This window comes from Legionella shakespearei DSM 23087, assembly GCF_000373765.1.
GTDB classification, from domain to species: domain Bacteria; phylum Pseudomonadota; class Gammaproteobacteria; order Legionellales; family Legionellaceae; genus Legionella; species Legionella shakespearei.
Genome location: NZ_KB892393.1, coordinates 96,680 through 123,269, shown reverse-complemented (window position 1 = coordinate 123,269; position 26,590 = coordinate 96,680). Strand labels below are relative to the sequence as shown.

Below are 26,590 nucleotides of genomic sequence, written 5' to 3'. Positions count from 1 at the left end.
TATTTTCCTCATATTATACTAATCTATATTTATATAACTAAGTGTTTGTTTAAAATAAAAATAATTTGAGGGGACTTCTGATGATCAGAAGAACTATGGTCTTGTTTCTGTTTTTAAGCTTCTTTCTTGTTTCTTGCGATAATTCTCCAGACTCTGCAGCTGCTGGGCCTGTAGAAGTCGATGTTGCTTTGCCGCTTAAAAAGAAGATCATTGAATGGGATGAATATACCGGGCGTTTTCAGGCCATTGAAGAGGTTGATGTCCGTTCTCGTGTTACCGGTTATTTAAATGAAATCAAATTTAAAGACGGACAGATTGTCAAAAAAGGGGAAGTTCTATTTGTCATTGATCCACGGTCTTTCCAATATGCTCTGGAACGGGCTACAGCAGAACTTGAACTGGCAAAAAAGCAATATGAACGAGCCCTTAAACTGCAAAAATCAAGCTTCATTTCTGCAGAAACTATTGATCAGCGTTATCAGGAAATGCAAACAGCTGAAACAAGGGTAGATGAAGCGCGGCTGAATCTTGAATTCACTCAGGTAACCTCTCCCATTGCGGGACGGATAAGTCGTTATTTTGTCAGCGTGGGTAATTTGATTCGCATGGATGATACCGTTTTAACGCGGGTAGTTTCCTTTGATCCCATTCATTTTTATTTTGAAATCAGCCAAAACGATCTCTTGAAATATTCACGTCTGTCCAAAGAAGCAAACTTGCCAGAATCCAAAAACTATCTGAAACAGATTTTAATCAAATTACAGGATGAAAAGGATTTTACCCGTAAGGGCACCATAGATTTTTTGGACAATATAGTCGACAGGGGAACAGGAACCATTCTGGAGCGTGCTGTGGTTCCCAATTCTGATGGTCTGATTTATCCCGGTTTATTTGGCCGCGCCCGTGTTGAAGGAAGCGGTGAATATGAAGCCATTCTTTTACCGGATAAAGCAATTAATACAGATCAGACGCGCAAATATGTTTATGTTGTCGATGAACATAACAAAGTACAACGAGTTTACGTGGAGTTAGGTCCATTGCGCGATAGCGGATTCTATGTCATTCGCTCCGGTTTAAAGGGAAATGAGCGTGTGGTCATCAGTGGTATTCAGCGTATTCGTGTACCAGAGCAGGAAGTTAAACCGAATCTGATTCAATTAACGGAGTAAGCAGTTGTAGCTGCATGCTGTGACAATGCATTACAGGGATAGTGCTAATGAAAATTGCGCATTTTTTTATAGATAGGCCTATATTTGCAACGGTTGTGTCCATCATCATTGTGATTGTGGGCTCTCTGGCCTATTTTAATTTACCTATAGAGCAATACCCGCAGGTAGTACCTCCTACTATCCAGGTGACGGCATCTTATCCCGGAGCCAATGCGACTACCGTTGCCCAAACGGTTGCAACACCTATAGAGCAGGAAGTGAATGGCGTGGAAAACATGTTGTACATGGACTCACAGTCTACTGACGATGGACAAATGCGTTTAACCATTACCTTTAAACTGGGTACGGATTTGAATTTGGCACAGGTACTGGTGCAGAACAGGGTAGCTATTGCAGAGCCCAGATTACCGGAAGAGGTGCGTCAGATTGGTATTACTACGGTTAAAAACTCCCCCGATCTGATGTTGGTTATTAATATGTATTCTCCCGATGGCCGTTATGATCAGACCTATCTGGGTAACTATGCCGTATTGCAAATCAGGGACAAAATCAAGCGTATAGAAGGAGTAGGGGATATTCGTCTGGTTGGTGCCAGTGAATACGCCATGCGGATCTGGCTCAATCCCGATTTAATGAATACTTATGATATCGCTGCCAGTGATGTTATTACTGCCTTGCAATCACAAAACATCCAGGTCGCCAGTGGTACACTCAATAAAAAGCCTCAGAAAAATCAGCTAGGTATTGAATACAATGTGGAAACTCAAGGGCGATTGGTTGCACCGGAAGAGTTTGCCAATATCATTATCAAGTCTGGTACAGATGGGCGTATTGTCCGTATCAGGGATATTGGACGAGTCGCTTTAGGAACTCAGGACTATCTCACCAGTGGTTATTTAGGAAAAAATCCGGCAATTGCCTTGCCGGTATTTCAGCGTCCAGGCACCAATGCGCTGGATACAGCCCATGAAGTTCTGGTAACCATGAAAGAATTATCCAAATCATTTCCTCCCGGCCTTACTTATAAAATTGCCTATAACCCAACGAATTTCGTGGCAGAGTCAATTGATGCGGTAAAACACACCATTTATGAAGCCGTTTTGCTTGTAGTACTGGTTATTCTTGTGTTCTTACAGACATGGCGTGCGGCCATTATTCCGGTGGTAGCTATTCCTATCTCATTGATTGGTACCTTTGCTGCAATGGATGCCATTGGTTTTTCTTTAAATTATTTAACCTTGTTTGGCCTTGTTTTAGCCATCGGTGTGGTAGTGGATGATGCCATCGTTGTTGTGGAAAATATGGAGCGTAACATGCAGGCGGGAATGAGTGCCCGGGATGCAGCAAGGAAGACTATGACCGAAGTAGGTTCTGCTCTGGTTGCTATTGGATTGGTTTTGGTTTCGGTATTTTTACCTACTTTATTCCTTGAAGGACTTTCTGGCCGATTCTATCAGCAATTTGGTACGACCGTTGCTGTTGCAACCATCATTTCAGTGTTCGTGTCCCTGACGTTGAGTCCGACTCTGGCTGCCTTATTACTTAAGCCACATCATATAGTTAAAGATACTTCCGAGATTTCCTTTTGGAAACATCCGGTACAGCGCTTTTTAAGTGGCTTTAATCATCTGGTTGATAAAGTTTCTGCCTGGTATGGCAAGCTGCTTGGTAAATTAATTCATCAAAGCGGTTGGATGTTATTGGTCTATGCTGCCCTGATTCTATTAACCGTTGGCTTGTTCAGTTGGGTGCCCAGAGGTTTTATTCCCAAACAGGATCAGGGTTATTTCATTGTTTCAATCCAGTTACCTCCTGGTGCATCCATCACCAGGACTGATGCTGTAGTGAAGCAGGCGATTAACAAGATCATGGCCACTCCGGGGGTAGCCAACGCAGTAGCTTTTACCGGATTTTCAGGTGCGAACTTTACTAACTCATCCAATGCGGCCGCTATATTTCCTGTTTTAACTTCTTTTGAAGACCGACACAAACAAGGTTTGGAATACAATACGATTCTGTCCAAATTAAGAGAGGAAATGGGCTCTATCAAGGATGCCTTTATCGTCGTCATTCCCCCGCCACCTGTTCGCGGTATTGGTAACGCCGGTGGCTTTAAAATGATGGTTCAGGACAGGGGCGGCAGGGGGATTAAAGTATTAACAGAGGCTGTTACCTTGTTGGCTGAAAAAGCCAATCAGGCTAAAGCAACGACTTCGGTATTTACCTTGTTTGAAAATACTACCCCTCGGAAATTTCTTGATTTTGATCGGGAAAAAGCTGAACGTCTTGGAGTGCCAGTCGCCAGAGTGATTCAGGCTCTGGAAGTTTATTTAGGCTCTGTTTTTGTCAATGAATTTAACTATCTGGGCAGAACCTTTCGGGTGATGGTGCAGGCTGATGACAGCTATCGCTCAAGGCCTGAAGATATTTTCCGTTTAAGAGTGCGTAACAATAATGGCAACATGGTCCCTATAGGTGCTTTAGCAACGGTTAACGATACAGTCGGTCCCTCACGAGTGCCAAGATTTAACCTCTATCCTGCAGTGGATTTAATGGGGGATGTGACACCAGGCTTCAGTAGTGGTGATGCCCTGAATACTATGGAGCAATTAGCCAGAGAGTATTTACCCGAAGGAATTAGTTATGAATGGACTGAAATTGCGTTTCAGCAACGGACAGCCGGTAATACGGCGATCATTGCATTTTTACTAGGCGTTGTATTCGTCTTTTTAGTCTTGGCGGCTCAATATGAAAGCTGGATCTTGCCGTTGGCAATTATTCTTATCGTACCCATGTGTCTTTTTTCATCCATGTTGGGCATCAAGCTTTTGGGTATGGAAAACAATATTATGACGCAAATCGGTTTTATCATCCTTATTGGTTTGGCCTCTAAAAATGCAATCCTCATTGTCGAGTTTGCAAGAACACTGGAAAATAATGGCGCCAATCGCTGGAAAGCAGCCATTCAGGCCGCTAAACTGAGATTACGTCCCATTTTAATGACTTCTTTTGCTTTTATTTTAGGTGTTTTCCCTCTGGTGATTGCTATAGGGGCTGGTGCTGAAATGAGGCGCGCTTTAGGTGTGGCCGTTTTTAGCGGTATGTTGGGAGTAACGTTCTTCGGACTTGTCTTTACCCCGATCTTTTATGTATTGACCAGTGCTTTATCTGCTTATTTGCGTAGGGGAAAAGAGAAGAAAATAGATAATAACGATTAAATCCATATGGGTTTTGTAGCACGTCGTCCTGAGCGCGTCTTTTTGCGCGAAGGATCTCCTGAAAGTGGCATAGTGCCAGTCTTTGGAGATCCTTCGCGCAAAAAGACGCGCTCAGGACGACGTGTGCGAGCAACCGGGTTACGAACATTACATTCCTGTATAGTTTGGACCACCGCCGCCTTCAGGGGCTTGCCAGACTATGTTTTGTTTCGGATCTTTTATGTCGCAGGTTTTACAATGAATGCAGTTCTGTGCATTAATTTGCAGTCTGGGTCCGTGTTCTTCCTCAACAATTTCATACACAGCAGCAGGGCAGTAACGGCTTTCTGGCGAAGCATAAGTCTTTAAATTCACGTCTATAGCTAATCGCGGTTGCTTTAATTTAAGATGGCAGGGTTGATTTTCCTCGTGAAAGGTATTGGACAAAAACACGGAGGACAGTTTGTCAAAGGTCAAAACACCATCTGCTTTGGGATAGTCAATTTTAGGGGCTTTCTCTGCAGGCGTTAAGGTATTGTAATCTGCATGATTTTTTAATGTCCAGGGTGATTTTCCTCTTGTGATGTAGGTTTCAAAAGCAGCATTCATTAATCCTGGAATGAGGCCATACTTAAAGCCTGGCCTGATGTTACGTACTGAATAAAGCTCATTTTCCAGCCAGGAATTTTTTACTTTTTCCGGGTAGCTGGTTAATTCAAATTGAGCCGTATGTTCTTGCTGCAGGGCTTCAAAACAGGATTGTGCTGCCAACATTCCGGATTGCATGGCAGTATGAATTCCCTTGATTTTAGGAACGTTGAGAAAGCCAGCGGCATCACCAATTAACGCACCACCAGGGAAGGTGAGTTTCGGCTGCGATTGCCAACCACCTTCGTTAAGCGCGCGAGCTCCATAGCTCAAACGTTCTCCACCAGTTAAAACAGGGCGAATTAAAGGGTGGGTTTTAAAGCGTTGTAATTCACCAAAGGGGTTTAACCAGGGGTTTTTATAGTCCAGCCCAACAACAAAGCCAACAGCAACGCGATGTTTGGATAAATGATACATAAAGGAGCCACCATAAGTTGCCTGATCCAACGGCCAGCCTATGGTATGAATCACTTTACCTGGCTCATGTTGTGATGGGTCAACCTGCCATATCTCTTTAATCCCTATACCATAGGTTTGGGGTTGGCAATCGTCACGCAAATGATAGCGGTTCATCACATATTGACTCAATTGGCCACGACATCCCTCTGCCAATAAAGTCTGCTTGGCTAATAAATGCATGCCTGGTTGATAATTGTTGGTTTCTTTTCCTGCTTTATCAATGCCAACGCTACCTGTTGATACGCCAGAAACCTGATCTTTATCATTAAAGAGCACTTCGGCAGCAGCAAAACCAGGATAGATTTCACAGCCGAGAGCTTCGGCCTGGTCGGCCAGGAACTTACAGAGCTCGCCTAAGCTGATAATGTAATTGCCCTGATTATGCATGGGTTTGGGAGTGGGTAATTTATAAGCTTTATTCTTGGTCATAAAATAAAAAAGGTCTTTACTGACCGGCGTGTCTAATGGCGCATCCTGCCAGCTATCAGGTAAAAGTTCCTGTAAGCTGCGAGGCTCCAAAACTGCACCAGAAAGTATATGTGCTCCTACCTGAGCCCCTTTTTCAAGAATACAAATACTTATTTCTTTTTGCGCCGCCAAAGCCAATTGCTTTAATTTTATCGCAGCAGCCAAACCAGCCGGACCAGCTCCGACTATGACGACATCAAACTCCATGGTTTCGTGTTCCACACGCACTCCTACTGGCAAAAGAGGAAATGATCGCTTTAATGCGGTTTAAGATCAAGATTATATTGATAATAATCTTTACTTGCTTAAGAGGTTTTTGTAGCCGGGAATTGTGCCACTTCGATCCTGGCTGCAAGCAGACCGGGCTACGCACTCAATCAGGCTCTGTGCCGCAACAAAATTTCCGCTTCCTGACGGTCGCGGCTCGGTTTTCGTGTGCTCGTAGATACTTTATCGTGCACCGGAAACCGAGCCGCGACCGTCAGGAAGCGGAACAGTTATACTGGCAGGGACTGGGTTTCTGCCCTGAATCCATGGTTCCCACGGACAAGCGAAGTCAAGGGGGGCTTGCTCTGTAAGGATCATTCCACTTCGATCCCGGCTGCAAGCAGACCGGCTACAAAACAGCTTAATTAAGTGCTGCTCTCACTTTTTATGAGTTTTTTTATCAAATTATATTGACCAATATGGTATCAATATGTTCTAATGTTGTCTTTAAGGCGATCATTTCAATCTGATGAAGTGATTCAGGTATTCCCCTCATACAGAAGGTTTCAAGATCTTCGTTCAGGAGTTATTTATGTTAGCAAGAGGTATTGGTATTTTCGCAGGTTCAGCAGCAGGAAGAAGAGCTGCTTCTACAGTTACATCTGTAGGTGAGAAGTGGGCAAAAGAATTATCAGAAAAAGCAATTGCCTGGGCCAAAACCGGAAATGCAGAATTTCCTTATGCTGCACGTGTTGCTGGTCAACCTGTAAGAATACGAGTAAATGACTTTCCAGAAGAGAATTTATTGTCTGTGGTAGATAATGAGGGTAAAGCTGTTTTTCATGCAAATGGTATGTTATCTAATTGGGAGTTGCCTGTTTCAAGTTCATATAAAGGTCCCAAGTAATTCACTAGTTATGTCACATAGCCCAAAGGAAGGTTGTCGTTATAGCCCGTATTAGTGTCACTGGCGCTAATACGGGCTATAACGATTCTGTCAGTCAACGCAGAACTCATTGAAGTAGTAACTAAAGCTTTGGATTATTTAATTCGTCCTCAACCATGCGCGCCAATCTTTGAGCTGCAGATTCTACCTCTCCATCAGGGCCTACCCTGATAGATACCGGTATTGCTCCAAAATCCCTATCATATTCTTTACTTGTACTGCCAAACCCTTTGCCACCAATTTTTTCCCAAAGTTGCTCTGCTGTCATATCGGGGGCTTCAGCAGAATATCTATCGATAAGTGCCTCAATACTAGGACCTTCCGCTCTCCCATGTTTAGACAGATTCCTGTTTCTTAAAAGACCTACTGACTCTTGATCACTCATATGCGTCCAGGCGCATATCCTGATTTCTTCTCTTAACATGTGTGTCAGTATCGCAGGGATTGCTGGTCCATGCTCCTTTTCCATTTCCAGAATTCCATTAAAAGTACCTTGAGACATTTTTAAGCCAGCTTGTTCCAGAGCATTATGATAGGCGGCTCTTATCTGATTCCCGTTATGTGGAACTTTTGCTATAGGTTTTGCTGTGTACATCTTATCGAAATCATCTTCCACTAATGTTAAATTCTGAGCAAAAAGTCTAGTCACCACTTTCCTGCACTTAAATTCTATATCTTGTCTCAATTCATGAGGTATCGCTTTTAGCGCACTCATTGCTCGTTCACTATGAGGATTTCTAGGTGCATGGCTTGAAGCTTGTCGAACCCCTGACTTTATCAAGCCAGCAATTTTTGCCATTGACATAGTATGCTCCAATGAATAAATCACGTTTCAGTAGTATTTATTAAAAATATAGCACAAAAAAAGATATTTTTGTCTTTGATTTGTTCTAATGGGTTATGGCAACGTAATACATTGGAATTAAGAGATATGAAAGTGGAACAGGAACCCGATATTATCCGATTATTTATCTTCAATGATCCATTGTTGGGGCCAATCATTAAAGCTGCACAGGACTTTGCTATCTTTAATCAGGGTATACAGAGGCTCTTCAGGAAAATCATTAATCCTGATTTTAAAATCCTGATCCTCATCATCTGTATTAGCATAAGGATATAATGCATCACCCGTTTTAAACCAGGTCAGCTCAGCAAAAAATTCTGGCGGCATGGTTGATTGTTCACTCATTGAATCCCTCGCATAGGTTTTTGATATGGCAAGATATAATCTCTTTATATATTTTATAGTAGCACAAATTGGGCATATTGAACGATGTGCCGTGCTCCTTAAAAACCATTTTTAAAGATCTTCACTATAATTATCTTATACATAGCTCGGCATTTGATTTGGAAGTAGGTGTTACTTCTCTTAAGCAGACAGACATTAACAGGTAATTTTATGAATAATGATCAAGAACAAGAGGTGGTACTTCCTAAAAAACTGGGACGCTTTTTCTGGCATTTTATAAAAAAGCAACGTCTGGCCTTTACGGTCTTTTTTTTAGCTCCTATTACCATGGTGCTGGAAAATAATGCCATTCCTTATTCTCTGAAAATGATTGTCGATGCTCTGGGAGCTCATACAGCAGGAGGAAATATTTTCGCAGCAGTAGCGCCTGCCTTGTGGCTTGGCGGTGGCGCATGGATTACTTTGCTGTTGATTCTAAGATTGGAAAACTGGTGGCAGGGTTATGTAATTCCCAGATTTCAGGCTGATGTCAGAATGTCTGTATTAGGCTATTTAACCAGGCAATCATATCGCTATTTCTCTAATCAAATGGCGGGAAGCCTGGCAAATAAGGTGAATGATTTGCCTCGTGCCCTTGATTCTATTTTTATGATTATTACCTGGTATGCGATTGCTGCATTTTCATCCATTATTGTTGCCTTGATTTTAATGTGCACTATCAATTACTGGTTCGCCATTGTGTTATTGACCTGGATTATAGTGCAGTTATTTATCAGTTATAAATTATCAAAAAAAGTAGATAAATATTCTATAGAAAATGCTGAGGATAAAAGTGCGTTAAGCGGAAAAATAGTAGACAGTTTAAGTAATTCGGGTGCGGTGAAATTATTCGCCAGATCTCGTGATGAGTTGGCTTATGTAGGTAAAAGTCAGGAAAAGGAGCGAAACAGTAACAAGCGATTAATGATTTATATGAACATATTTCGCTTATATCTGGATATTCCCGTCACCATAATGCTTGTGACCATGGTGTATTTACTCCTGTCTTTCTGGCAGCGTGGAATGATTACCACTGGTGATTTGGTGTTCATCTTTAATGTATCTTTTGCCATCATGACCCAAATCTGGTACCTCTGCCATGCCATGGCTGATTTTTACCGTGAGATCGGTATAGCACGTCAGGCAATTGAGTTGCTCAGCGCTCCCATTGATGTCCAGGACATTCCTGGAGCAAAACCACTGAAGGTTACCGAAGGTAAAATTGAGTTTGAAAACGTTACCTTCCATTATAATAAAGGCAAAAAGGTTTTCGAAAATAAATCGATAACCATCAAGCCAAACCAAAAAGTAGGTCTTGTTGGCTTTTCAGGAAGCGGTAAAACCACCTTTATCCATTTAATTTTGCGTCTGTTTAATGTGGAATTGGGACGGATTTTGATTGATGGCCAGAACATCAGTCAGGTCACTCAGGATTCTTTGCGATCTTCTATCAGTATGATCCCACAGGATACTACCTTGTTTCATCGTACTTTAATGGAAAATATTCGTTACGGTAAGCCTGATGCGACCGATGAAGAAGTGATTTGGGCATCCAAACAGGCCTGTTGTGATGATTTTATCGCTCTTTTACCTGAAGGTTACGAAACTATGGTTGGCGAACGAGGGATTAAATTATCAGGAGGTCAAAGGCAGCGGATCGCCATAGCCAGAGCTATTCTCAAAAAAGAAAAGATATTGATTCTTGATGAGGCAACCTCACAACTGGATTCGCTGACAGAAGAAGCCATCCAAAATTCTTTGTGGCAGTTAATGGAGTCCAAAACGACCATAGTCATTGCCCATAGATTATCTACTTTGCTGCATATGGATAGAATTTTGGTCTTTGAACAAGGCAAGATTGTTGAGGATGGTACTCATGAAGAGTTGGTGGCAAAAAATGGTTTGTATAAATCCATGTGGGACGCTCAGGTAGGTGGTTTCTTGCCCGAATCCGATAAGGAAAGGGACGATTGGGATGAATAATTCTACTTCAAAGTGCTACACTTTAAGCATGATGTCTGGTTGGAGAATGGAATGTTGATACGGTATACACTGGCTCTGATTTTGTTTACTCTATTGCTTCCCAATGTTTATGCTATGCGATGTGGTGAGAAGCTGGTTTATGAGGGAGACAGCGCCTACACTGTATTGTCTAAATGCGGAGAGCCTCTGGATAAACAGATATTCGAACAAGCAGTGCCTGTTTTCAATGAATTTGGTTATCAGATAGGAGTTAGTACTACGTATATAGAAACCTGGATCTATCAAAAATCTCCGGCAGAGTTTCAGTATCAATTGATGTTTGATGGCGGTATTTTGAAACAGATTAATGCGAATCGAAATCCTTATTAAATAGCTGTTACCGGCAAAGAAAACCGAGCCGCGACCGTGAGGGAGCGGAACAGTTGGTAATACGAATAAATTGTGCCATCATCCAACTGTTCCGCTCCCTCACGGTCGCGGCTCGGTTTACCAGAACTGACTAAGGATCACTATGCAAAAATTTATTTTACTCCTGGCTTTACTTTTTGGGTACTCGCTAATGGCTCATGCGGATGATGTATCAATCGATGTAAATTCCAACAACAAGAATTTTACTGTATCACTGAATGCCAATCCTACAACAGGATACCAATGGAAGGTTGTTTCCTTTGATAAAGGGCTATTAACGCTCTCAGGCAGTCAATATCAAAAGCCCAATAATAAATTAATTGGCGCGGGAGGAAAGATGTTGTTTACTTTTACCCTGAACAAGGGAAAAACCTATCCGGCCAAAACCGATATGGTATTCAAATATGCACGTCCCTGGGAGGACAAAGGGGGCACGGTTCAAAAAGTTACGGTGAATTTTGAAACACAGTAGAAGAAACTGACGCAATTTTCGGATTCACGTCGTCCTGAGCGCGTCTTTTTGCGCGAAGGATCTCCTGAAAGCGGCATGGTGCTGATATTTGGAGATCCTTCGCGCAAAAAGACGCGCTCAGGACGACGGGTACTGGAAGGTGATGTGGTTCTGCCTTTACTGTACATGGTTTATCCCGGCTGCAAGCAGACCGGGCTACGGCACTGTGCCATTTTCTGGTTTACTCAACCATTCCCTTCCTGAAAGGCAAGTATCGTGGCTCCCAAAACATATCTTCTATCAGTTGTTCTAAATCCTTATCCTGATTCGTTTGTGCATAACCTGATTCAATAGCACAACGAGCCACTGCAACCGCAATAGACTTGGCAACCGTTTGTGCATTATCCAGAGAAGGCAATAGAGGTAAAAAGCTGTCTTTTTTACTCGGAGCAAACTGACATAATGCTTCGGCAGACGCCAAAATCATGTCTTTAGTCAAACGAGTGGCGCTGACTGCCAAAACGCCTAAACCAATACCGGGAAAGACCAAGGCATTATTGCATTGAGCTATCTCAACCATACGGTTTTGATATTCAACAGCAGGGAATGCCGTACCCGTTGCAATCAAGGCGCGTCCCTGAGTCCAGTGCAGAATATCAGCCGGTTGTGCCTCGCACTTTTCATCAGGATTAGACAGTGGGAAAATAATAGGGCGCTCGCAAGTGACTGCCATGGTTTCAATGATATCTTGTGAAAAGGCACCAGTCTGGGCCGAACAGCCAATTAAAATAGTGGGTTTCACATGACGTACCGTATCAGTAAGTGATGGATGCTGCTTTTCATTAATAGCCCATGCTTTAATCTCTTTAGATGATCGTGCATAAGGTTTTTGCGCATCAGTCAAATCCTGATCGCTTTCGAGTAGCAAGCCTTGTCTGTCAATAAGCCAGAATCGCTGATAAGCCTCTTTTGGAGAAAGTCCTTCTCTGACCATAGCATCAACGATTTGATCGCTGATACCCGTGCCCGCAGAACCTGCTCCAAACACAACGATACGATGATCTTTTAACGGAGTGCCGGTTACATCACAAGCTGCCAGTAATGCAGAAAGTGTTACAGCTCCTGTTCCCTGAATGTCATCATTAAAAGTACATAATTCATCCTGATACTGGTCAAGCAAACGTCTGGCATTGCCTCGTCCAAAATCTTCCCAGTGTAAAAAGGCATTGGGGAATTGTTTATGTATTTCCGTAACAAAGGCCAGAATAAATTCATCGTAATCTGCGTTTTGAATACGCGGATGACGGCAACCGAGATACATAGGATCATTGAGTAAATCCTGGTTATTCGTTCCAACATCCAGAAAAACGGGAAGGGTGCGTGTAGGATCAATTCCGCCACAGAGGCTGTACACCATGAGTTTAGCAACCGGAATATCCATTCCACCTATCCCTTGATCGCCAATACCCAAAACTCCTTCACCATCAGTTACTACTATAAGATCAATTTCCGGATTGGAGCGGTTAGCAATGATTTCTTCAATCTGGTTTTTATCCGAATGGGCTATGTAAAGACCACGAGGCTGGCGGTATTCATGGCTGAAACGTTTTACTGCTGTTCCTACAATTGGAGTATAAATAGTAGGTAACATTTCTCCCAAATGACGGCTTAGCAGTTTATAAAAAAGAATCTGATTTTTGTCGTGCAAATTATTCAGATAAATATTTTGTTGTAATCGTGTGGTGTAACTGGAATATTGCAGGTAAGCGCGTTTTACCTGTTCATCTATGGTTTCTACACGGTTTGGCAATTTTCCTAATAAGCCAAAATCTTTTCTTTCTTCCTGAGTGAAAGCGGTGCCTTTATTTAATTGAGGGGTGGTGAGTAAAGGTTTTCCACTTAGTGATGTTTCAATGTACAGCTCACCGGTTTGTGGATCACGATTCAATCTGAAATCAAGCATATGGTCTTCTCATAAGATAGCGTTACTTCTTGACTGGTGATAATATCGGTTTTTTGTAGTCTACATCAAGAGGGTGTGAATGAATAAGTACTTGGTGCTAGGGTTAATGATCCTCGGATTAACGTCCTGCAATCAGAAAGATGAGCAGTATTACCGAAACAATATAAAAGAATTGCAACAGGCGATAAAAGCCTGCCCCAATCAACAACCAGAAGGGGCAACCTGTGCCCAGCTTGGCGAGCTTAATAGTCGTTTAACCAGTCTTGCCTATCAGTTACAGTACAGTCCACAAGGCTTTGGTAACAAAATTCTGGCCATTCAGCAAACCATTGCAGATCAGCGAAGCAAATTAAAAACTGACGGTTCTAATGAAGAATTAAAGAAAGCCTTGAAACAAAATGAACTGGATTTAGTGGATTATTTAGCTGTCGTAAAATGGCTGGAATCACCAGAGAGTTAATGATGAGAATATTAGTTAGTAATGATGATGGAGTAACTGCTCCTGGAATCAAAGTGTTAGCAACTGAATTAGCTACTATAGCGGAAGTCAATGTCGTTGCACCGGACAGAAACCGTAGTGGCGCGAGTAATTCCCTGACCTTGAGAGACCCTTTAAGAGTAAAGCAACTCGATAATGGCTATTACAGCGTTGAAGGCACTCCTACGGATTGTGTGCATTTGGCATTAACCGGGTTTTTAGAACCCGTTATTGATATTGTGGTGTCAGGAATTAATGAAGGCGCCAATTTGGGTGATGATGTCCTCTATTCAGGTACTGTGGCTGCGGCAATGGAAGGTCGCTATCTGGGGTTGCCAGCTATAGCTGTTTCCATGGTTGGTGAACACAATCTGAATTATCAGACGGCAGCAGTGATTGCAAAGCAATTGGTAGTGAAATTAAGCCGTAATAAATTACCATCGCAAACAATCCTCAATATAAACGTACCTAATTTACCACTGGAAAAAATTAAGGGCTTACAGGTGACGCGCCTTGGAACCCGTCATGGTGCCGAGCCCATGGTAAAAGAATATGATCCGCGTGGCAGACCTATTTATTGGGTTGGTCCTCCTGGATTGGAGGCGGACGCAGGGCCAGGAACGGATTTTCATGCTGTTAATTCGGGCTATGTTTCCATTACCCCACTTCATTTGGACATGACCCATTATAAAATTTTTGATCAGTTATCTACCTGGCTTAATGGATTTAATGTTCTTGATTAAATGTTATTATCTGAGTATGTGAGACTGGTTTGCAGTATTAATTTATTAAATTTGAGTATGTAACCATGCTGACTTTATGCAAAAGACTTTTTTGCCTCCTTCTGGTGCTAATTCTTGCCGCTTGCGGGACAAGAAGTCAATTAGCGCCTGTTTCTGAATTAAAGTGGCAGCCTTATTCCAGAAATCAAAACAACCATATTGTCCGACGTGGTGAAACGCTTTACGCCATTGCATTCCGCTATGATACTGATTTCAGGCGTCTGGCCCAGTTGAACCATTTGCGGCCACCTTACTCCCTGCGAGTTGGGCAAGTTCTTAATGTACAAGGTTTGCCGCGCCGATCTGCCGCTCCACGCCGTGTTTATACGCCACATTATTCCCGTCCGGCTCCGCGAGTGAAACAACCAATCATTCATTCTCCAATCTTTTCGCGACATTCATCCGGTGGATGGTTATGGCCGGTAAATGGACAGGTGGTTGCGTCATTTATCCCATCTCAGGGTAAAAAAGGCATAAATATTGCATGTAAGAAAGGGGACAAAGTCAGGGCATCATCCAGTGGTGTGGTGGCTTATGCTGGAAGTGGTCTGGCAGGATATGGTAATCTGATTATTATCAAGCATAATAATGAATATTTAACAGCTTATGGTAACAATGCAAGGAATCTGGTTACAGAAGGGCAGCGAGTGAGTTCTGGGCAGGTTATTGCGGAAGCCGGAGTCATAGAAAGAAAGTACTGGGGTGTTCATTTTGAGATCAGAAAGGCAGGTATACCAGTCAATCCATTGAATTATCTACAAAAAGGTTGACATATAACTTGTAGTTATAGCAACAATAGACATGTTGGGAAAGAGTGGGTGGTTGGTATTTAATCTGATGATCTAAAACAGAAAAGATGACACCACTTGAAACCTTTAACGGCAGGCTAAACATTATAGGTGATACAATGCATGAGGAAGACGAGCCAATTAAAGAGACTGAAATCAAGGATGAAGAATGGGCTGAGCCTGATGATGAATCGTTATTAATCGAAGAAGATATGGATTCGGTTGTCGACAAATCAGAAGATGAAGAGCTCGGTGACTTTCCTGATTTCGCTGATGATGTTGCCTTTCCTTCTTTCCATCGAGGCAAGAATATAGCTAAGGCTATGGATGCGACCCAACTTTATTTGAGTGAAATCGGGTTTTCGCCATTGCTGAGTGCTGAGGAGGAAGTTCATTACGCGACACTTGCCCTTAAGGGTGATGTGGCTGCACGTAAAAAAATGATCGAATCCAATTTGCGCCTGGTCGTTAAAATTTCCCGCCGTTATCTGAATCGTGGCTTGCCCTTACTTGATTTGATTGAAGAGGGCAATCTGGGCTTGATGAAATCTGTAGAAAAATTTGATCCCAAACGCGGCTTCAGATTTTCAACTTATGCCACCTGGTGGATACGCCAAACCATAGAACGGGCTATTATGAACCAGACGAGAACTATTCGTTTGCCAATTCATGTGGTCAAAGAGCTTAATGTATACCTGCGTGCGGCGCGCCAATTAACCCAAAAGCTGGATCACGAGCCTTCTCCGGAAGAAATTGCCGAAATGGTTGATAAACCCTTGGAGGACGTACAAAAGCTTCTGGGGCTAAATGACAAAATCACCTCGGTTGATACGCCAATCGGTTATGATGAAACCAAATCACTTTTGGATACCATAGCAGATGAAAACAGCGTTAATCCTGCTGAATTATTAACGAATGAAAATCTGCGTTTGCATATAGAGTCTCTGTTAGACAAGCTAACAGAAAATCAGCAGCAAGTGATTGCAAGACGCTTTGGGCTGAGAGGCTTTGAAAAGGCGACTCTGGAAGATGTAGGTAAAGAAATTGATTTAACTCGTGAACGAGTGCGACAGATTCAGGTTGAGGCTTTGAAGACTCTGAGATCGCTATTGGAACGAGTAGGCTTAACCCAGGAAGATCTGTTCTAAACCTTTCGTAGCCCGGTTGCAAGCAACCGGGCTACCCATTCCCAAAACCACATTGTAGAACCATGTCGTAGAACTACGTCGTCCTGAGCGCGTCTTTTTGCGCGAAGGATCTCCCGAAAAGCGGCACGGTGCCAGTATTAGGAGATCCTTCGCGCAAAAAGACGCGCTCAGGACGACGGGAACTGGTTACACTACCCCTTAAAATTAGCTTTAAAACCCTTCCAGCAATTAATATAATCCCCCTGAAAAGCAGGATTATGCCTTGCCTGTTCTGTCACTTGCCATAGTCCTCTGGTTTCAAACATAAATGCCAGGGCATCGTAATATTCAGGCTTTAATTCCTTTTCCGCAGCCTTTTCATAAGAGTTGTGATCAGGGCCATGAGGTATCATGCAATTATGGATACTGATACCGCCCGGAGTAAAACCCTCTTTTTTGGCATCGTACTCACCTCGTATTAGACCCATTAACTCGTTCATGTAATTGCGATGAAAATAAGGAGGTCTGAATGTATGTTCCGCTACCATCCATCTGGGGGGGAAAATAACAAAATCCAGATTGGCGACTCCCGGAGTATCGCTTTCTGATGTAAGTACGGTAAATATAGACGGATCCGGATGATCAAAGCTTACGGTATTAATCGTATTAAACAGCGAGAGATCGTAACTGTAAGGTGCATAATTGCCATGCCATGCAACAACATTCAAGGGAGAATGATCGCTGACAGAAAACCATAATTTGTTTTGGTGTTTGCAGACTATAGTACACTCAGCACTGGTTTTTTCGAATGATGCTACCGGATAATTAAAATGACGGGGATTCGCCAATCCATTAGCACCTATTGGCCCAAGCTGGGGCAAGGTTAAGGGATTACCGCTGTTTTCACACAGATAGCCTTTAGCTTCTTTCCCAATTACTTCTACTCTGAATTTCACTCCGCGAGGAATCACTGCAATTGTGCCAGGACAAAGGTTGAGCTTTCCGAATTCAGTGTGCAAATTAATTTCCCCATGATAAGGCACAAAAAGCATTTCCCCATCATTATTGGCAAAATACTGATGGGTCATGGAATGATTGCATGCATAAGTATAGGCTTGAACTGTTTCTGTTCCTGCCACATGAAATAATCCATCAACAAAAGTACATTCAATTTGTGAACTCGAATACACAGGAGACCAGCGTAATGGATTGGGTGATTGTTCTTTATGATAAGGATGGCTTATCATTTTTTCGTATGGATAATAACTGCCCTGAGCCACGGAAGGAAGAATCCTGTAAAGCCAGCTGTGAAGATTATTATGTCGGGGCCGAGTAAAGGCAGTACCGCTTAATTGTTCGGCATAAAGACCTAAATTACAGTGCTGTGGTGAATTTTGATTATTAGGTAAGGCACCAGCTACTGCCTCACTGTGATGATAATTACCAAATCCTTGCAAATACACTGTTCATCTCCTTTAAAAAATTTCGCGGATCTGGCTAGCATAGTCTATAAAACTTAAAATTGTCGAGTGCGAAATGGGTTTAGGGCGTTCTTTTTAATGCGGGAGCAAGGTATAATTGGGGTAATTACAAATTGAGTATGAGGTGATGTGATGGCAGGTCATAGTAAGTGGGCAAATATAAAATTCCGTAAGGGGGTTCAAGATGCCAAACGCGGGAAAATATTTACCAAATTAATTCGTGAAATTACAGTAGCTGCCCGCATGGGCGGCGGTGATGAGTCAACAAATCCTCGGCTGCGTGATGCGGTAAAAAAGGCTCTGAGCAACAACATGAAACGCGATACCATAGACAATGCAGTGAAGCGCGGAGTCGGCGGCCTGGATGGAGATGCTATGGTTGCTATGCGCTATGAAGGTTATGGTCCAGGTGGAATTGCTGTTTTGGTTGATTGCCTGTCTGACAATAAAAACAGAACTGTTTCTGACGTGCGCCATGCCTTTACAAAAAATGGTGGTAATCTGGGGACTGATGGCTCTGTATCCTATTTGTTCTCTAATCAGGGTGAAATCCTGATGACCGCTGGCCAATCTGAAGATCAGGTGATGGAAGTTGCTATAGATGCTGGCGCTTCTGATGTTTCGGTGGATGAAGACCAAATTGAAATCATTACTCCCGTAGAATCTTATCATGCTGTTTTAAATGCATTACAGGATGCAGGTCTTGCTGTAGAACAATCGCATTTGACCATGCGTGCCCAGACTTTGATTGCGGTCGATGATGAAACTGCGGACTCATTAATCAAACTCATCGATATGCTTGAGGATTTGGATGATGTTCAGGAAGTTTATTATAATGCAGAATTTTCTGAAAGCTTATTAGAATCAATGAATTAATGACTATTATCTTAGGGATAGACCCAGGTTCACGGATTACCGGATACGGTTTGATAAAAGAAACAAACCGTAAAATTGAATACATAGACAGTGGGTGTATCCGTACTTCGCCAGATGCGGAGTTAAGTGCCAAATTATTACAGATATATGACGGCATCTGTGAATTGATGGATCATTACTCGCCCGACGAAGTAGCTATTGAGCAAGTCTTTATGCATCAGAATCCTAATTCTGCTTTGAAATTAGGCCAGGCGCGTGGTGTTGCAATGGTCGCAGCGGCTTCACACCGTATCAAGGTAAGTGAATACTCTGCGCGTCAGGTGAAGCAGACGGTTGTGGGGTATGGCGCTGCTGAAAAAGATCAGGTGAATCACATGGTTGTTCATTTGCTGATGCTTAACAGTTCACCACAAAATGATGCTGCGGACGCTTTGGCCATAGCTATTTGTCATAGCCATATGCGCAATGGCCTGGCTTCTTTGGCAGGAAAACAAGGATACAGCAGGGGAAGGAGAACGCGATGATCGGTTGGTTAAATGGCACTATTGTTGATAAACATCAACCCGGAAGGTTAGTGCTTGATGTGAATGGGGTGGGTTATGATGTTGAAACTTCATTAAATACTTTCTTCCAATTAGAAAGCCATAATAAGCCTGTTGGCCTGCACATTCATACTGTAGTCCGTGAAGATGCCTTATTGCTTTATGGCTTTCTGGACAAGCAGGAAAGAGCCTTATTCAGAGCATTAATCAAAGTCAATGGTGTAGGGCCTAAAATGGCTATGGCCATTCTTTCCAGTATTTCTCCTGATGAATTCATCCAATGCATCCACCAGGAAAATGCAGCCTTATTGACTAAATTACCTGGCATAGGCAAGAAAACGGCGGAGCGTTTGGTTGTTGAAATGCGCGACAGCATTAAACAATTTGGCGAGGCAGCAGCCGAATCGTCACACAGACAAAGCCCTTTAATTCGTAACAGCCAGGATGAAGCAATAAGCGCTTTAGAGGCTTTAGGATATAAACCACAAGAAGCGTTGAAAGTAGTGAATAAAATTGACGATGGAATCAAAAGCTGCGAACAATTAATACGCGAAGCACTACAGCTTTTGTCTTCGCGATAGACAACAATTCATGGGGTTCTAATATATTAACCGTAGCCTTGATTACGCTGTCGTTCTGAGTGCTCCTCACCTATTTTAACCCTGTAAAAAGGATGCAAATAAACAGGATGATCTTCGTAAGTAGCCCCTCCACCTCCGGGGGAGGGTGCCCGACAGGGCGGGTGGGGGGATCAAAAAAAACACTCATGAAACGTAAAAGCTCAAAACAACATGCCTTATTGATAAAAGACTCCTTTTGATCCCCCCATCCGCCCTGTCGGGCACCTTCCCCCGGAGAGGGGAAGGCGATTCTGCATCGATCTGAGTGTTACTGAATAGGTGAGGATCACTCCATCAAGGCTACATTTAATATTATGATTCGGTTCTTAATGGTAAGAAAACCCTTACAATAAGGCCTGTTCCTTCTTTTGGTGAATCAAGAGTTATCCGGCCGCCATGCAGTTCGCAGATTTGTTGTACTATGGCTAGCCCCAGACCACTTCCCGGGCTTTTATTCCCTAACACTCTGAAAAAGCGTTCAAAAACGCGAGCCTGTAATTCGGGTGGAATGCCTGGACCATTATCGCCGACTTCAAGAACCAATTCATCGTTTTGCTGTAACAAACGAACAATAACACGTCCATTGTTATTGCAGTAACGAATGGCATTATCAACAAGATTACGGATCAAAATTCCCAATGCCGTTGGATTGCCGTATATTTTAGGAATTTTATCATCACTTTCAAACTCCAGTTCAATATGTTTCTCCAGAGCGGAAGGGGCCAGCATGGCCAATATTTCCCGCGCCAATTTGCCTAAATTGACTTCATCTTCATCTTGAATGCTGGTCGCTTCAGGGACTAATCGACTCATGGTCAATAACTGTTGAACTATATGAGTACTGCGGTTCACACTGGCGATTAGCTTTTGCAGCGCCTGATTCTTTTCTTCTATGTCATTTGAATTAAGGGCAACCTGTGCTTGTGCTTTCAATGCCGCCAACGGTGTACGCAGTTCATGGGCTGCATCAGCAGCGAAACGCTTTTCACGTTCAAAGCCTTCTTTAAGACGATAAAACAACTTGTTAAGTTCATCAATCACAGGCTTAATTTCTTCTGGAACCTCTTGCAAATCTACCGGTTCGAGGTGAGTCGGCGCTCTGTTGGCAACCTCTTCAGCAACTTTATCAAGGCTATCCAACCCTCGTCCGATGATAATCCAGATCAATAAGCCTGATAAAGGAAAGGTCAATAGCATGATGTACAAATCATCCTGGGCAATTCTATGTCCCAATTCATTTCGCGTATCATAACGTTCCGCTAACACAGTGCGGACTCCAGCCTTATCGTTATAAGTAGTAAAAACGCGCCAATCCTGATTTGCCAGTGTTTTATCACTAAAGCCATCAATTTCTGACGTGAGTGGTATTTTGGGTGCCGTAGATGAATGAAGCAATAATTTGCCACCGTTAGTCCATACCTGAAAGTTAAATTTATCGAGATAGTTTTCAGGAGATTCATCATTTAAATAGCGCTTTTGATAATAAGCATTAATTTTTTGTGGAATGGTTTCCAGAGCATCCTGAATTTTGGTTAAAGGTCTTTGGTGTAAATCATCGCCTAATAAAGCCTGGTAGGATAGGGCAGAGATAGCCATTAAGGTATCAAGGTGATCCTGAATGTCTTTCTGATCCAGATAATAGTTACCTATGGCGGTTAATGATGTAGTAATCGTAATGGCTAAAAGAAGATTAATTAATAGAAATTTTCTTATAGAAGATTTCACGATGCAATGACACCATCATTTTTTTCAGCCATATATCCAACACCACGAATGGTGCGAATAAAGTTGGCGTTAAGTTTTTTACGTAAATTATGGATATGGACTTCCAACGCATTACTGTCAACGTCTTCCTCCCAGCCATAAATACTTTGCATTAACTGTTCGCGAGATAATACCTGTCCGCTGTTTTCCAGTAATTTCTGCAATAAAGCGAATTCCCTGCGTGGCACATTAACCACTACGTCATCAACCAAAACGGAGTGAGCCGCCGGGTCAAGAGTAATGTTCCTGTATTGCAGAACAGAGTCTGCACGGCCTTGAGAACGTCTTACCAAAGCTCTGATACGTGCACTTAATTCATTTAAATCAAAAGGTTTAATCAAGTAATCGTCAGCACCGCTATCCAGTCCCTTAACTCTGTCTTCTATAGATTCACGGGCTGTGAGGATGATAACTGGAGTAGGGTTCCCATCATGTCTGATACTCTGCAACAGGGCAAGACCCGACATTTTGGGTAGCCCCAAGTCGAGAATGATTAACTCAAAGGATTCAGATTTTAGTGCGGCACGTGCTGCTTCACCATCTTTAAGCCAGTCAACAATATAACCAAATTGCGTTAAACCAGTTTTTACAGCATCACCAAGTAGTTCATCATCTTCAACAAGTAATAGTCTCATTAGTGCTCCTGCTGATCTTTTGGATGCAGATTCAGTTATTATTGCTTCTCGAGTTCGCCTTCATCCATGTGTTTTGTCAGATAGAATGCTTGTATTAATACAAACAGTAAAGTAAATCCGACTCCGCCAAACAATTTAAAGTTAACCCATGCATTTGTATCATAATAATAAGCAATGTAAAGATTTAATGCGCCCATCAAAATAAAAAACAGAGACCAGCCCATATTGAGCCTATGCCAGACTCTTGGAGCAAGTTTAACTTTAGCTTCCATCATTCGTTGAATCAGAGGTTTCGAGCCAATATAGCTGGAGCCAAAAAAGACTATAGCAGATAACCAGTATACTCCTGTAGGCTTCCATTTGATAAACAAGGGATTATGGAAAAACAAAGTGGCACCGCCAAGCACCATAATGATTGCCAGACTTATTATATGCATTTTCTCATAATGCTGAAATTTCAAGCGATAAAAAGCGACCTGACTTAAAGATGCAGCCATGGCAACAGCAGTAGCAGTATAAATATCGAAAAATTTATACGCGATAAAAAATAAGACTATGGGGAAAAAATCAAACAGTAATTTCATATTATTTAAATTATTAATAAGTTAATAACAGTATAACACAAGTTTTGGCACTCTCCTGCAAGCTTCGTACCGGAAAATCAAAATAAACTTAAAATAATGTGAGTTTTGGATAGGAATGCAACTTTTTACCTCCGCACAATCCGTTCGTGCTGAGGAGGCGCGGCTTTTTTGCGCCGTCTCGAAGCATTGGCACAAACTTTTTGCCTTGGTGCCTGCTTCGAGACGGGGTTCCCACCCCTCCTCAGCACGAATGGGTCGGTGAGTGGGATGAGCTAACTAAAACCTTATTTTGAGTTTACAATGAATTCTGAATAACACCATAATTTTTTTCGCACTCGCACAATCCGTTCGTGCTGAGGAGGCGCGGCTTTTTTGCGCCGTCTCGAAGCATTGGCACAAGATTTTTCCCCGCAGCGTTCTTGCCATCCCGGCTGCAAGCAGACCGGGCTACACATTCTGCCAGGATTCTTGATGAATCTATCCTATCAATATTTTTTGCCCCGGCTGCAACGCTCTGCCCTTTAGCGAGGGATTTAATTCAAGAATCTTGTGAACTTTAGTTTGATGAAGTCTGGCTATAGCGCTCAGACTGTCGCCAGATTTTACCACATATTGGATGGGTTCTTTTACCCGTTTCCATATGATGAGTTGCTGGCCTTTTCGTAAAGGCTTATTTATATCCAGTTTATTCCACAGCTGAATGTCTTTTGCGCTGACGCCATAGGTTTGCTGAATTTTTTTGTAGTTTTCGTTATTTTGCACTATGTGAATGACGCGGTGATTTCTTGCCGCAGTTAATGGTTTTAACAGCGGTGTTGCTGATACCGGCGCTGCTGAAGCTGTCATCTTTGGCGTCTCGCTTTTGGCCACGACAGAGGTATTTTTACTGTTAGGAATTAAAATGGACTGGTTGGGCTTCACATGATTCGTTTTAAGCTGGTTTAATTGTTTAATTAAACTCACGGTGGTGTGATATTTTGTCGCTATAGTATCAAGGCTATCCCCATGTTTTACCTGATGCTTGGTGAAGCTAATCCGATCTTCCTCTGGTACATTCGACAGGTTTAAGTTAAAGCGTTGTACTTTTTCAGCAGGGATTAATAATTTAAAGGGCTTGTAAGGCGCTGTTGTCCATCGATTATAGCCGGGATTTAACTTAATTAACTCTTTGTAACTGATACCTGCAAGCTTTGCTGCATGATTTAAATCAATTTGGCTGCCAATATTTACTTCCTCAAAATAAGGCAAATAAGGGATATTGGGTAAATCAATTTTATAACGAGCAGGATTATTTATAACTTCTGCCAAAGCCAACAAGCGTGGAATGTATGCTTTTGTTTCTGCCGGAAGAGGGATATTCCAGAAATCTACAGCACGACTAGGGCGAGTCGTCGATTTAATCGAACGGGATACAGTACCTTCTCCTGCGTCATAGGCAGCTATTGCCAGTATCCAATTACCCTCAAAGAATCTGTTCAGATAAACCAGGTAATTTAAGGCCGCATCTGTAGACGGTCTGATACTGCGTCTGCCATCAAACCACCAATCCTGCTTCAAGCCTAAATCGGTTCCGGTCCCCGGCATTAATTGCCATAGGCCTGCGGCACCTACTCCTGAATAGGCAAAAGGATCATAAGCACTTTCTATCATCGGCAGCAAGGCCAGTTCGCCAGGAAGATGACGTCTTTTAATTTCACCAACGATGTGATAAATGTAAGGTTCTGACTGACGACTCACTTTCTGCAGATAACTGGGGTGAGCAGCTAACCATCGGATTTGTTCCTGGACCTCAGGACGATTGACTTCATGACTTATCATAAATTCACTACGCAATACATCCCAGACATCAGGTGCTTCACTAGCAATTGATGCATTAGAAATGCCATTAAAGATCAAGCAGCAAAATAAAAAAATTTTTATTATGAATAACTTAGATTTCAATAGTATTGCCTGTGAATATAGAGGGTTTAACAGTCTACTAAAATTTGACAAAGTATTAAACCTTCTTGACCCTCAAAGATCCAAAGAGAGCCAAATTAGAACTCCATGAGTATTTTGTCATGAGTTTCCGGATTCTTATTGAAATGTATTTTTTTTGTTTCTCAGCTCTGTAAACACATCCAGAGAATTACTTGTCAACGCGCCGTTTCTAAGTGCATAAGCGATTACTTCCTCTTGGTCTGTGCGCAAAAACGGATTGATTGATAATTCCAAATCCATGGTTGAGGGAAGCGAGCAGGCTGGTGTTTCCAGCTTTTTAAGATATTGGCTTATAACCTGATTTCCTGGTTCTACAGTATGGGCAAACCTGAGGTTTTGCCGCGTGTATTCGTGTGCAGGAAATACTTTTGTCGTTCGAGGCAAATCTTTAAACAGCAGCATGGAGCGATGTAACTGTTCTATGGTTCCATCAAATACTCTGCCACAACCGGCTGAAAATAAAGTATCACCGCAAAACAACCACTCCTGTTCGGGTTCGTAATAGCTGATATGGCTGGAAGTATGGCCAGGATTAAACAGTATGCGAAAACGGCAGTTACCCACCTGAATAATCTGATGTTCCTGTACAACATGCGTCATATTGGCAATGCGTGCATCATCAGGCCCATATATCTGGCACGCAGGGTAGGCGTTCACCAGATCTTTTACACCGCCAATATGATCATGGTGATGGTGCGTTAACAGTATAGTCCTGAGGTTTAGCTGATTTTGGCGGGCAAAGTGAATAACAGGCGCTGCATCCCCCGGGTCAACACAATCAAATACTGCGGCCTTTGCATCAATGATCGCCCAGATATAGTTATCGGTAAATGCAGGAATCGGGTAAACAGTCATTTATTTCTCAGCACCTTGACCAGTTTCTGATTCGAGAATGAAGGAAGATACGCCCGGGTTGAAGTAGCTTCTCAATGCCGTCATAACAGATTTCATTTCAGCTTCCAAAGTATAAGGAGGATTGATAATCCATAAACCACAACCTGTCATCCCATCTTTTGGTGCCAGGGTCAGATTAAATTCGATTCTCAGGGCATTTTTAGAGGGAATGCTTTTCATTCCACGAATGAGCTGCTCAGTCAGTTTACGGTTTACAACCGGATACCAGAGGCAATACACACCGGTTGAAAATTTGGCAAAAGCCTGTTTTATTGCAAGCGGGATTTCTTTGTATTCTTCTTTACGTTCAAAGGAAGGATCAATAAAGATTAATCCTCTTTTTTCAGGTGGTGGCACCAACGCTTTCATACTGTGGATACCATCATTATTACTCAGATGTACTTTCTTATTGTAATGAGCCATTTCATCCAGAGCATCAAACTCTGCAGGATGAAGCTCACACAAATACAATCTGTCTTGCATCCGTAAGGCATTTATTGCGAAAAATGGGGAGCCAGGATAGTATCTTAAACCTTCGTCCTGATTTAAAAATTTAATCGTCTCGAAATACTCTTTAAATTCTGCCGGTAATTGCTTTCTGTCAGGCCAGATTAATTGTATTCCCTGTTTGTATTCGCCAGTTTTTTCTGCCTGTTTGTCCCTTAAATCGTATATTCCTTTACCGGAATGGGTTTCCAGATAAAATAAAGGCTTATCTTTAAGTTTCAGATAATTCAGGAGACGCGTTAGCGTCAGGTGTTTGATGACATCGGCAAAGTTTCCTGCATGATATCCGTGTTGGTAGCTCAGCATAAAAAGTACTGGTAAATAGGGATTGATGAAGTATATACCCATTATGTTGGCTTCACTATGCCTATTTTAAAATTGTGCACTATACTTTGCATAACAGGC

24 protein-coding genes are annotated in these 26,590 nt (G+C 42.4%); 13 read left to right on the top strand and 11 right to left on the bottom strand.

The window, feature by feature from the left end:
- Nucleotides 1-80 precede the first annotated feature (80 nt).
- A complete protein-coding gene (locus B094_RS0106250; protein ID WP_018576949.1) occupies nucleotides 81-1,169 on the top strand; it encodes an efflux RND transporter periplasmic adaptor subunit in 1,089 nt (362 codons plus the stop codon).
- A 47-nt stretch (nucleotides 1,170-1,216) separates the two neighbouring features.
- Complete coding sequence (locus tag B094_RS0106245) at nucleotides 1,217-4,387, top strand: efflux RND transporter permease subunit (RefSeq protein ID WP_018576948.1); 3,171 nt, start codon at nucleotides 1,217-1,219, stop codon at nucleotides 4,385-4,387.
- Nucleotides 4,388-4,534: 147 nt separating this feature from the next.
- Here B094_RS0106245 and B094_RS0106240 read toward each other — a convergent pair whose 3' ends face one another.
- Entirely contained in the window at nucleotides 4,535-6,163 is a 1,629-nt protein-coding gene (locus B094_RS0106240) for an electron transfer flavoprotein-ubiquinone oxidoreductase (protein WP_018576947.1), read from the bottom strand.
- Between the two features lie 577 nt (nucleotides 6,164-6,740).
- Between B094_RS0106240 and B094_RS15810 the strand changes: the two genes are divergently transcribed.
- Nucleotides 6,741-7,055, top strand: a complete 315-nt coding sequence (locus B094_RS15810) for a hypothetical protein (RefSeq protein WP_018576946.1) — start codon at nucleotides 6,741-6,743, stop codon at nucleotides 7,053-7,055.
- A 121-nt stretch (nucleotides 7,056-7,176) separates the two neighbouring features.
- On the opposite strand, the gene B094_RS0106230 is transcribed toward B094_RS15810, so the two are convergent.
- Both B094_RS0106230 and B094_RS0106225 read right to left on the bottom strand, forming a co-directional pair.
- Complete coding sequence (locus tag B094_RS0106230; RefSeq protein WP_018576945.1) at nucleotides 7,177-7,899, bottom strand: hypothetical protein; 723 nt, start codon at nucleotides 7,897-7,899, stop codon at nucleotides 7,177-7,179.
- Nucleotides 7,900-8,058: 159 nt separating this feature from the next.
- Complete coding sequence (locus B094_RS0106225; RefSeq protein WP_018576944.1) at nucleotides 8,059-8,283, bottom strand: hypothetical protein; 225 nt, start codon at nucleotides 8,281-8,283, stop codon at nucleotides 8,059-8,061.
- Nucleotides 8,284-8,493: 210 nt separating this feature from the next.
- Here B094_RS0106225 and B094_RS0106220 point away from each other — a divergent pair, with 210 nt between their 5' ends.
- From B094_RS0106220 to B094_RS0106210, 3 genes are all read left to right on the top strand, one after another.
- Nucleotides 8,494-10,305 (top strand): ABC transporter ATP-binding protein, encoded by a 1,812-nt coding sequence (locus B094_RS0106220; RefSeq protein ID WP_018576943.1) that lies wholly within the window; start codon nucleotides 8,494-8,496, stop codon nucleotides 10,303-10,305.
- A 51-nt stretch (nucleotides 10,306-10,356) separates the two neighbouring features.
- A complete protein-coding gene (locus B094_RS0106215; protein WP_018576942.1) occupies nucleotides 10,357-10,674 on the top strand; it encodes a DUF2845 domain-containing protein in 318 nt (105 codons plus the stop codon).
- A 142-nt stretch (nucleotides 10,675-10,816) separates the two neighbouring features.
- Complete coding sequence (locus B094_RS0106210; protein ID WP_018576941.1) at nucleotides 10,817-11,185, top strand: protease inhibitor I42 family protein; 369 nt, start codon at nucleotides 10,817-10,819, stop codon at nucleotides 11,183-11,185.
- A 220-nt stretch (nucleotides 11,186-11,405) separates the two neighbouring features.
- Here the strand turns inward: B094_RS0106210 and B094_RS0106205 are convergent, their stop codons facing one another.
- Entirely contained in the window at nucleotides 11,406-13,127 is a 1,722-nt protein-coding gene (locus B094_RS0106205) for an NAD-dependent malic enzyme (RefSeq protein WP_018576940.1), read from the bottom strand.
- A 79-nt stretch (nucleotides 13,128-13,206) separates the two neighbouring features.
- Between B094_RS0106205 and B094_RS0106200 the strand changes: the two genes are divergently transcribed.
- From B094_RS0106200 to rpoS, 4 genes are all read left to right on the top strand, one after another.
- The gene (locus tag B094_RS0106200) at nucleotides 13,207-13,587 is read left to right on the top strand and encodes a hypothetical protein (RefSeq protein WP_018576939.1); all 381 of its coding nucleotides are present in this window, start codon (nucleotides 13,207-13,209) and stop codon (nucleotides 13,585-13,587) included.
- Between the two features lie 2 nt (nucleotides 13,588-13,589).
- On the top strand, nucleotides 13,590-14,348 hold the full coding sequence (gene surE, locus B094_RS0106195) for a 5'/3'-nucleotidase SurE (protein WP_026253909.1): 759 nt from the start codon (nucleotides 13,590-13,592) through the stop codon (nucleotides 14,346-14,348).
- Nucleotides 14,349-14,413: 65 nt separating this feature from the next.
- A complete protein-coding gene (locus B094_RS0106190; protein ID WP_018576937.1) occupies nucleotides 14,414-15,157 on the top strand; it encodes a peptidoglycan DD-metalloendopeptidase family protein in 744 nt (247 codons plus the stop codon).
- A 137-nt stretch (nucleotides 15,158-15,294) separates the two neighbouring features.
- Entirely contained in the window at nucleotides 15,295-16,323 is a 1,029-nt protein-coding gene (rpoS, locus tag B094_RS0106185) for an RNA polymerase sigma factor RpoS (RefSeq protein WP_018576936.1), read from the top strand.
- A 191-nt stretch (nucleotides 16,324-16,514) separates the two neighbouring features.
- Here the strand turns inward: rpoS and hmgA are convergent, their stop codons facing one another.
- Nucleotides 16,515-17,765, bottom strand: coding sequence for a homogentisate 1,2-dioxygenase (gene hmgA / locus B094_RS0106180; RefSeq protein ID WP_018576935.1), 1,251 nt, complete (start codon nucleotides 17,763-17,765; stop codon nucleotides 16,515-16,517).
- Nucleotides 17,766-17,915: 150 nt separating this feature from the next.
- Between hmgA and B094_RS0106175 the strand changes: the two genes are divergently transcribed.
- Genes B094_RS0106175 through ruvA form a run of 3 tightly spaced genes read left to right on the top strand, consistent with a single transcriptional unit; the run spans nucleotide 17,916 to nucleotide 19,782 of the window.
- Nucleotides 17,916-18,659 (top strand): YebC/PmpR family DNA-binding transcriptional regulator, encoded by a 744-nt coding sequence (locus B094_RS0106175; RefSeq protein WP_018576934.1) that lies wholly within the window; start codon nucleotides 17,916-17,918, stop codon nucleotides 18,657-18,659.
- Nucleotides 18,659-19,183 carry a crossover junction endodeoxyribonuclease RuvC gene (ruvC, locus tag B094_RS0106170; RefSeq protein WP_018576933.1) on the top strand — a complete coding sequence of 175 codons (525 nt, stop codon included), beginning with the start codon at nucleotides 18,659-18,661 and terminating at the stop codon, nucleotides 19,181-19,183. The genes B094_RS0106175 and ruvC overlap by 1 nt, the downstream gene beginning before the upstream one ends.
- Nucleotides 19,180-19,782 (top strand): Holliday junction branch migration protein RuvA, encoded by a 603-nt coding sequence (ruvA, locus tag B094_RS0106165; protein WP_018576932.1) that lies wholly within the window; start codon nucleotides 19,180-19,182, stop codon nucleotides 19,780-19,782. The genes ruvC and ruvA overlap by 4 nt, the downstream gene beginning before the upstream one ends.
- A 351-nt stretch (nucleotides 19,783-20,133) precedes the next feature.
- Here ruvA and B094_RS0106160 read toward each other — a convergent pair whose 3' ends face one another.
- The 6 genes from B094_RS0106160 to B094_RS0106135 all read right to left on the bottom strand — a co-directional run bounded on the left by B094_RS0106160 (nucleotide 20,134) and on the right by B094_RS0106135 (nucleotide 26,491).
- Nucleotides 20,134-21,546, bottom strand: coding sequence for an ATP-binding protein (locus tag B094_RS0106160; protein WP_018576931.1), 1,413 nt, complete (start codon nucleotides 21,544-21,546; stop codon nucleotides 20,134-20,136).
- On the bottom strand, nucleotides 21,543-22,220 hold the full coding sequence (locus B094_RS0106155) for a response regulator (protein WP_018576930.1): 678 nt from the start codon (nucleotides 22,218-22,220) through the stop codon (nucleotides 21,543-21,545). The genes B094_RS0106160 and B094_RS0106155 overlap by 4 nt, the downstream gene beginning before the upstream one ends.
- 38 nt (nucleotides 22,221-22,258) lie before the next feature.
- Complete coding sequence (locus B094_RS0106150; protein ID WP_018576929.1) at nucleotides 22,259-22,804, bottom strand: septation protein A; 546 nt, start codon at nucleotides 22,802-22,804, stop codon at nucleotides 22,259-22,261.
- A gap of 477 nt (nucleotides 22,805-23,281) precedes the next feature.
- A complete protein-coding gene (locus tag B094_RS0106145; protein ID WP_018576928.1) occupies nucleotides 23,282-24,745 on the bottom strand; it encodes a lytic transglycosylase in 1,464 nt (487 codons plus the stop codon).
- 135 nt (nucleotides 24,746-24,880) lie between these two features.
- On the bottom strand, nucleotides 24,881-25,639 hold the full coding sequence (gene gloB / locus B094_RS0106140; RefSeq protein ID WP_018576927.1) for a hydroxyacylglutathione hydrolase: 759 nt from the start codon (nucleotides 25,637-25,639) through the stop codon (nucleotides 24,881-24,883).
- On the bottom strand, nucleotides 25,640-26,491 hold the full coding sequence (locus B094_RS0106135) for a 23S rRNA (adenine(2030)-N(6))-methyltransferase RlmJ (protein ID WP_026253908.1): 852 nt from the start codon (nucleotides 26,489-26,491) through the stop codon (nucleotides 25,640-25,642).
- Nucleotides 26,492-26,590: the final 99 nt, after the last annotated feature.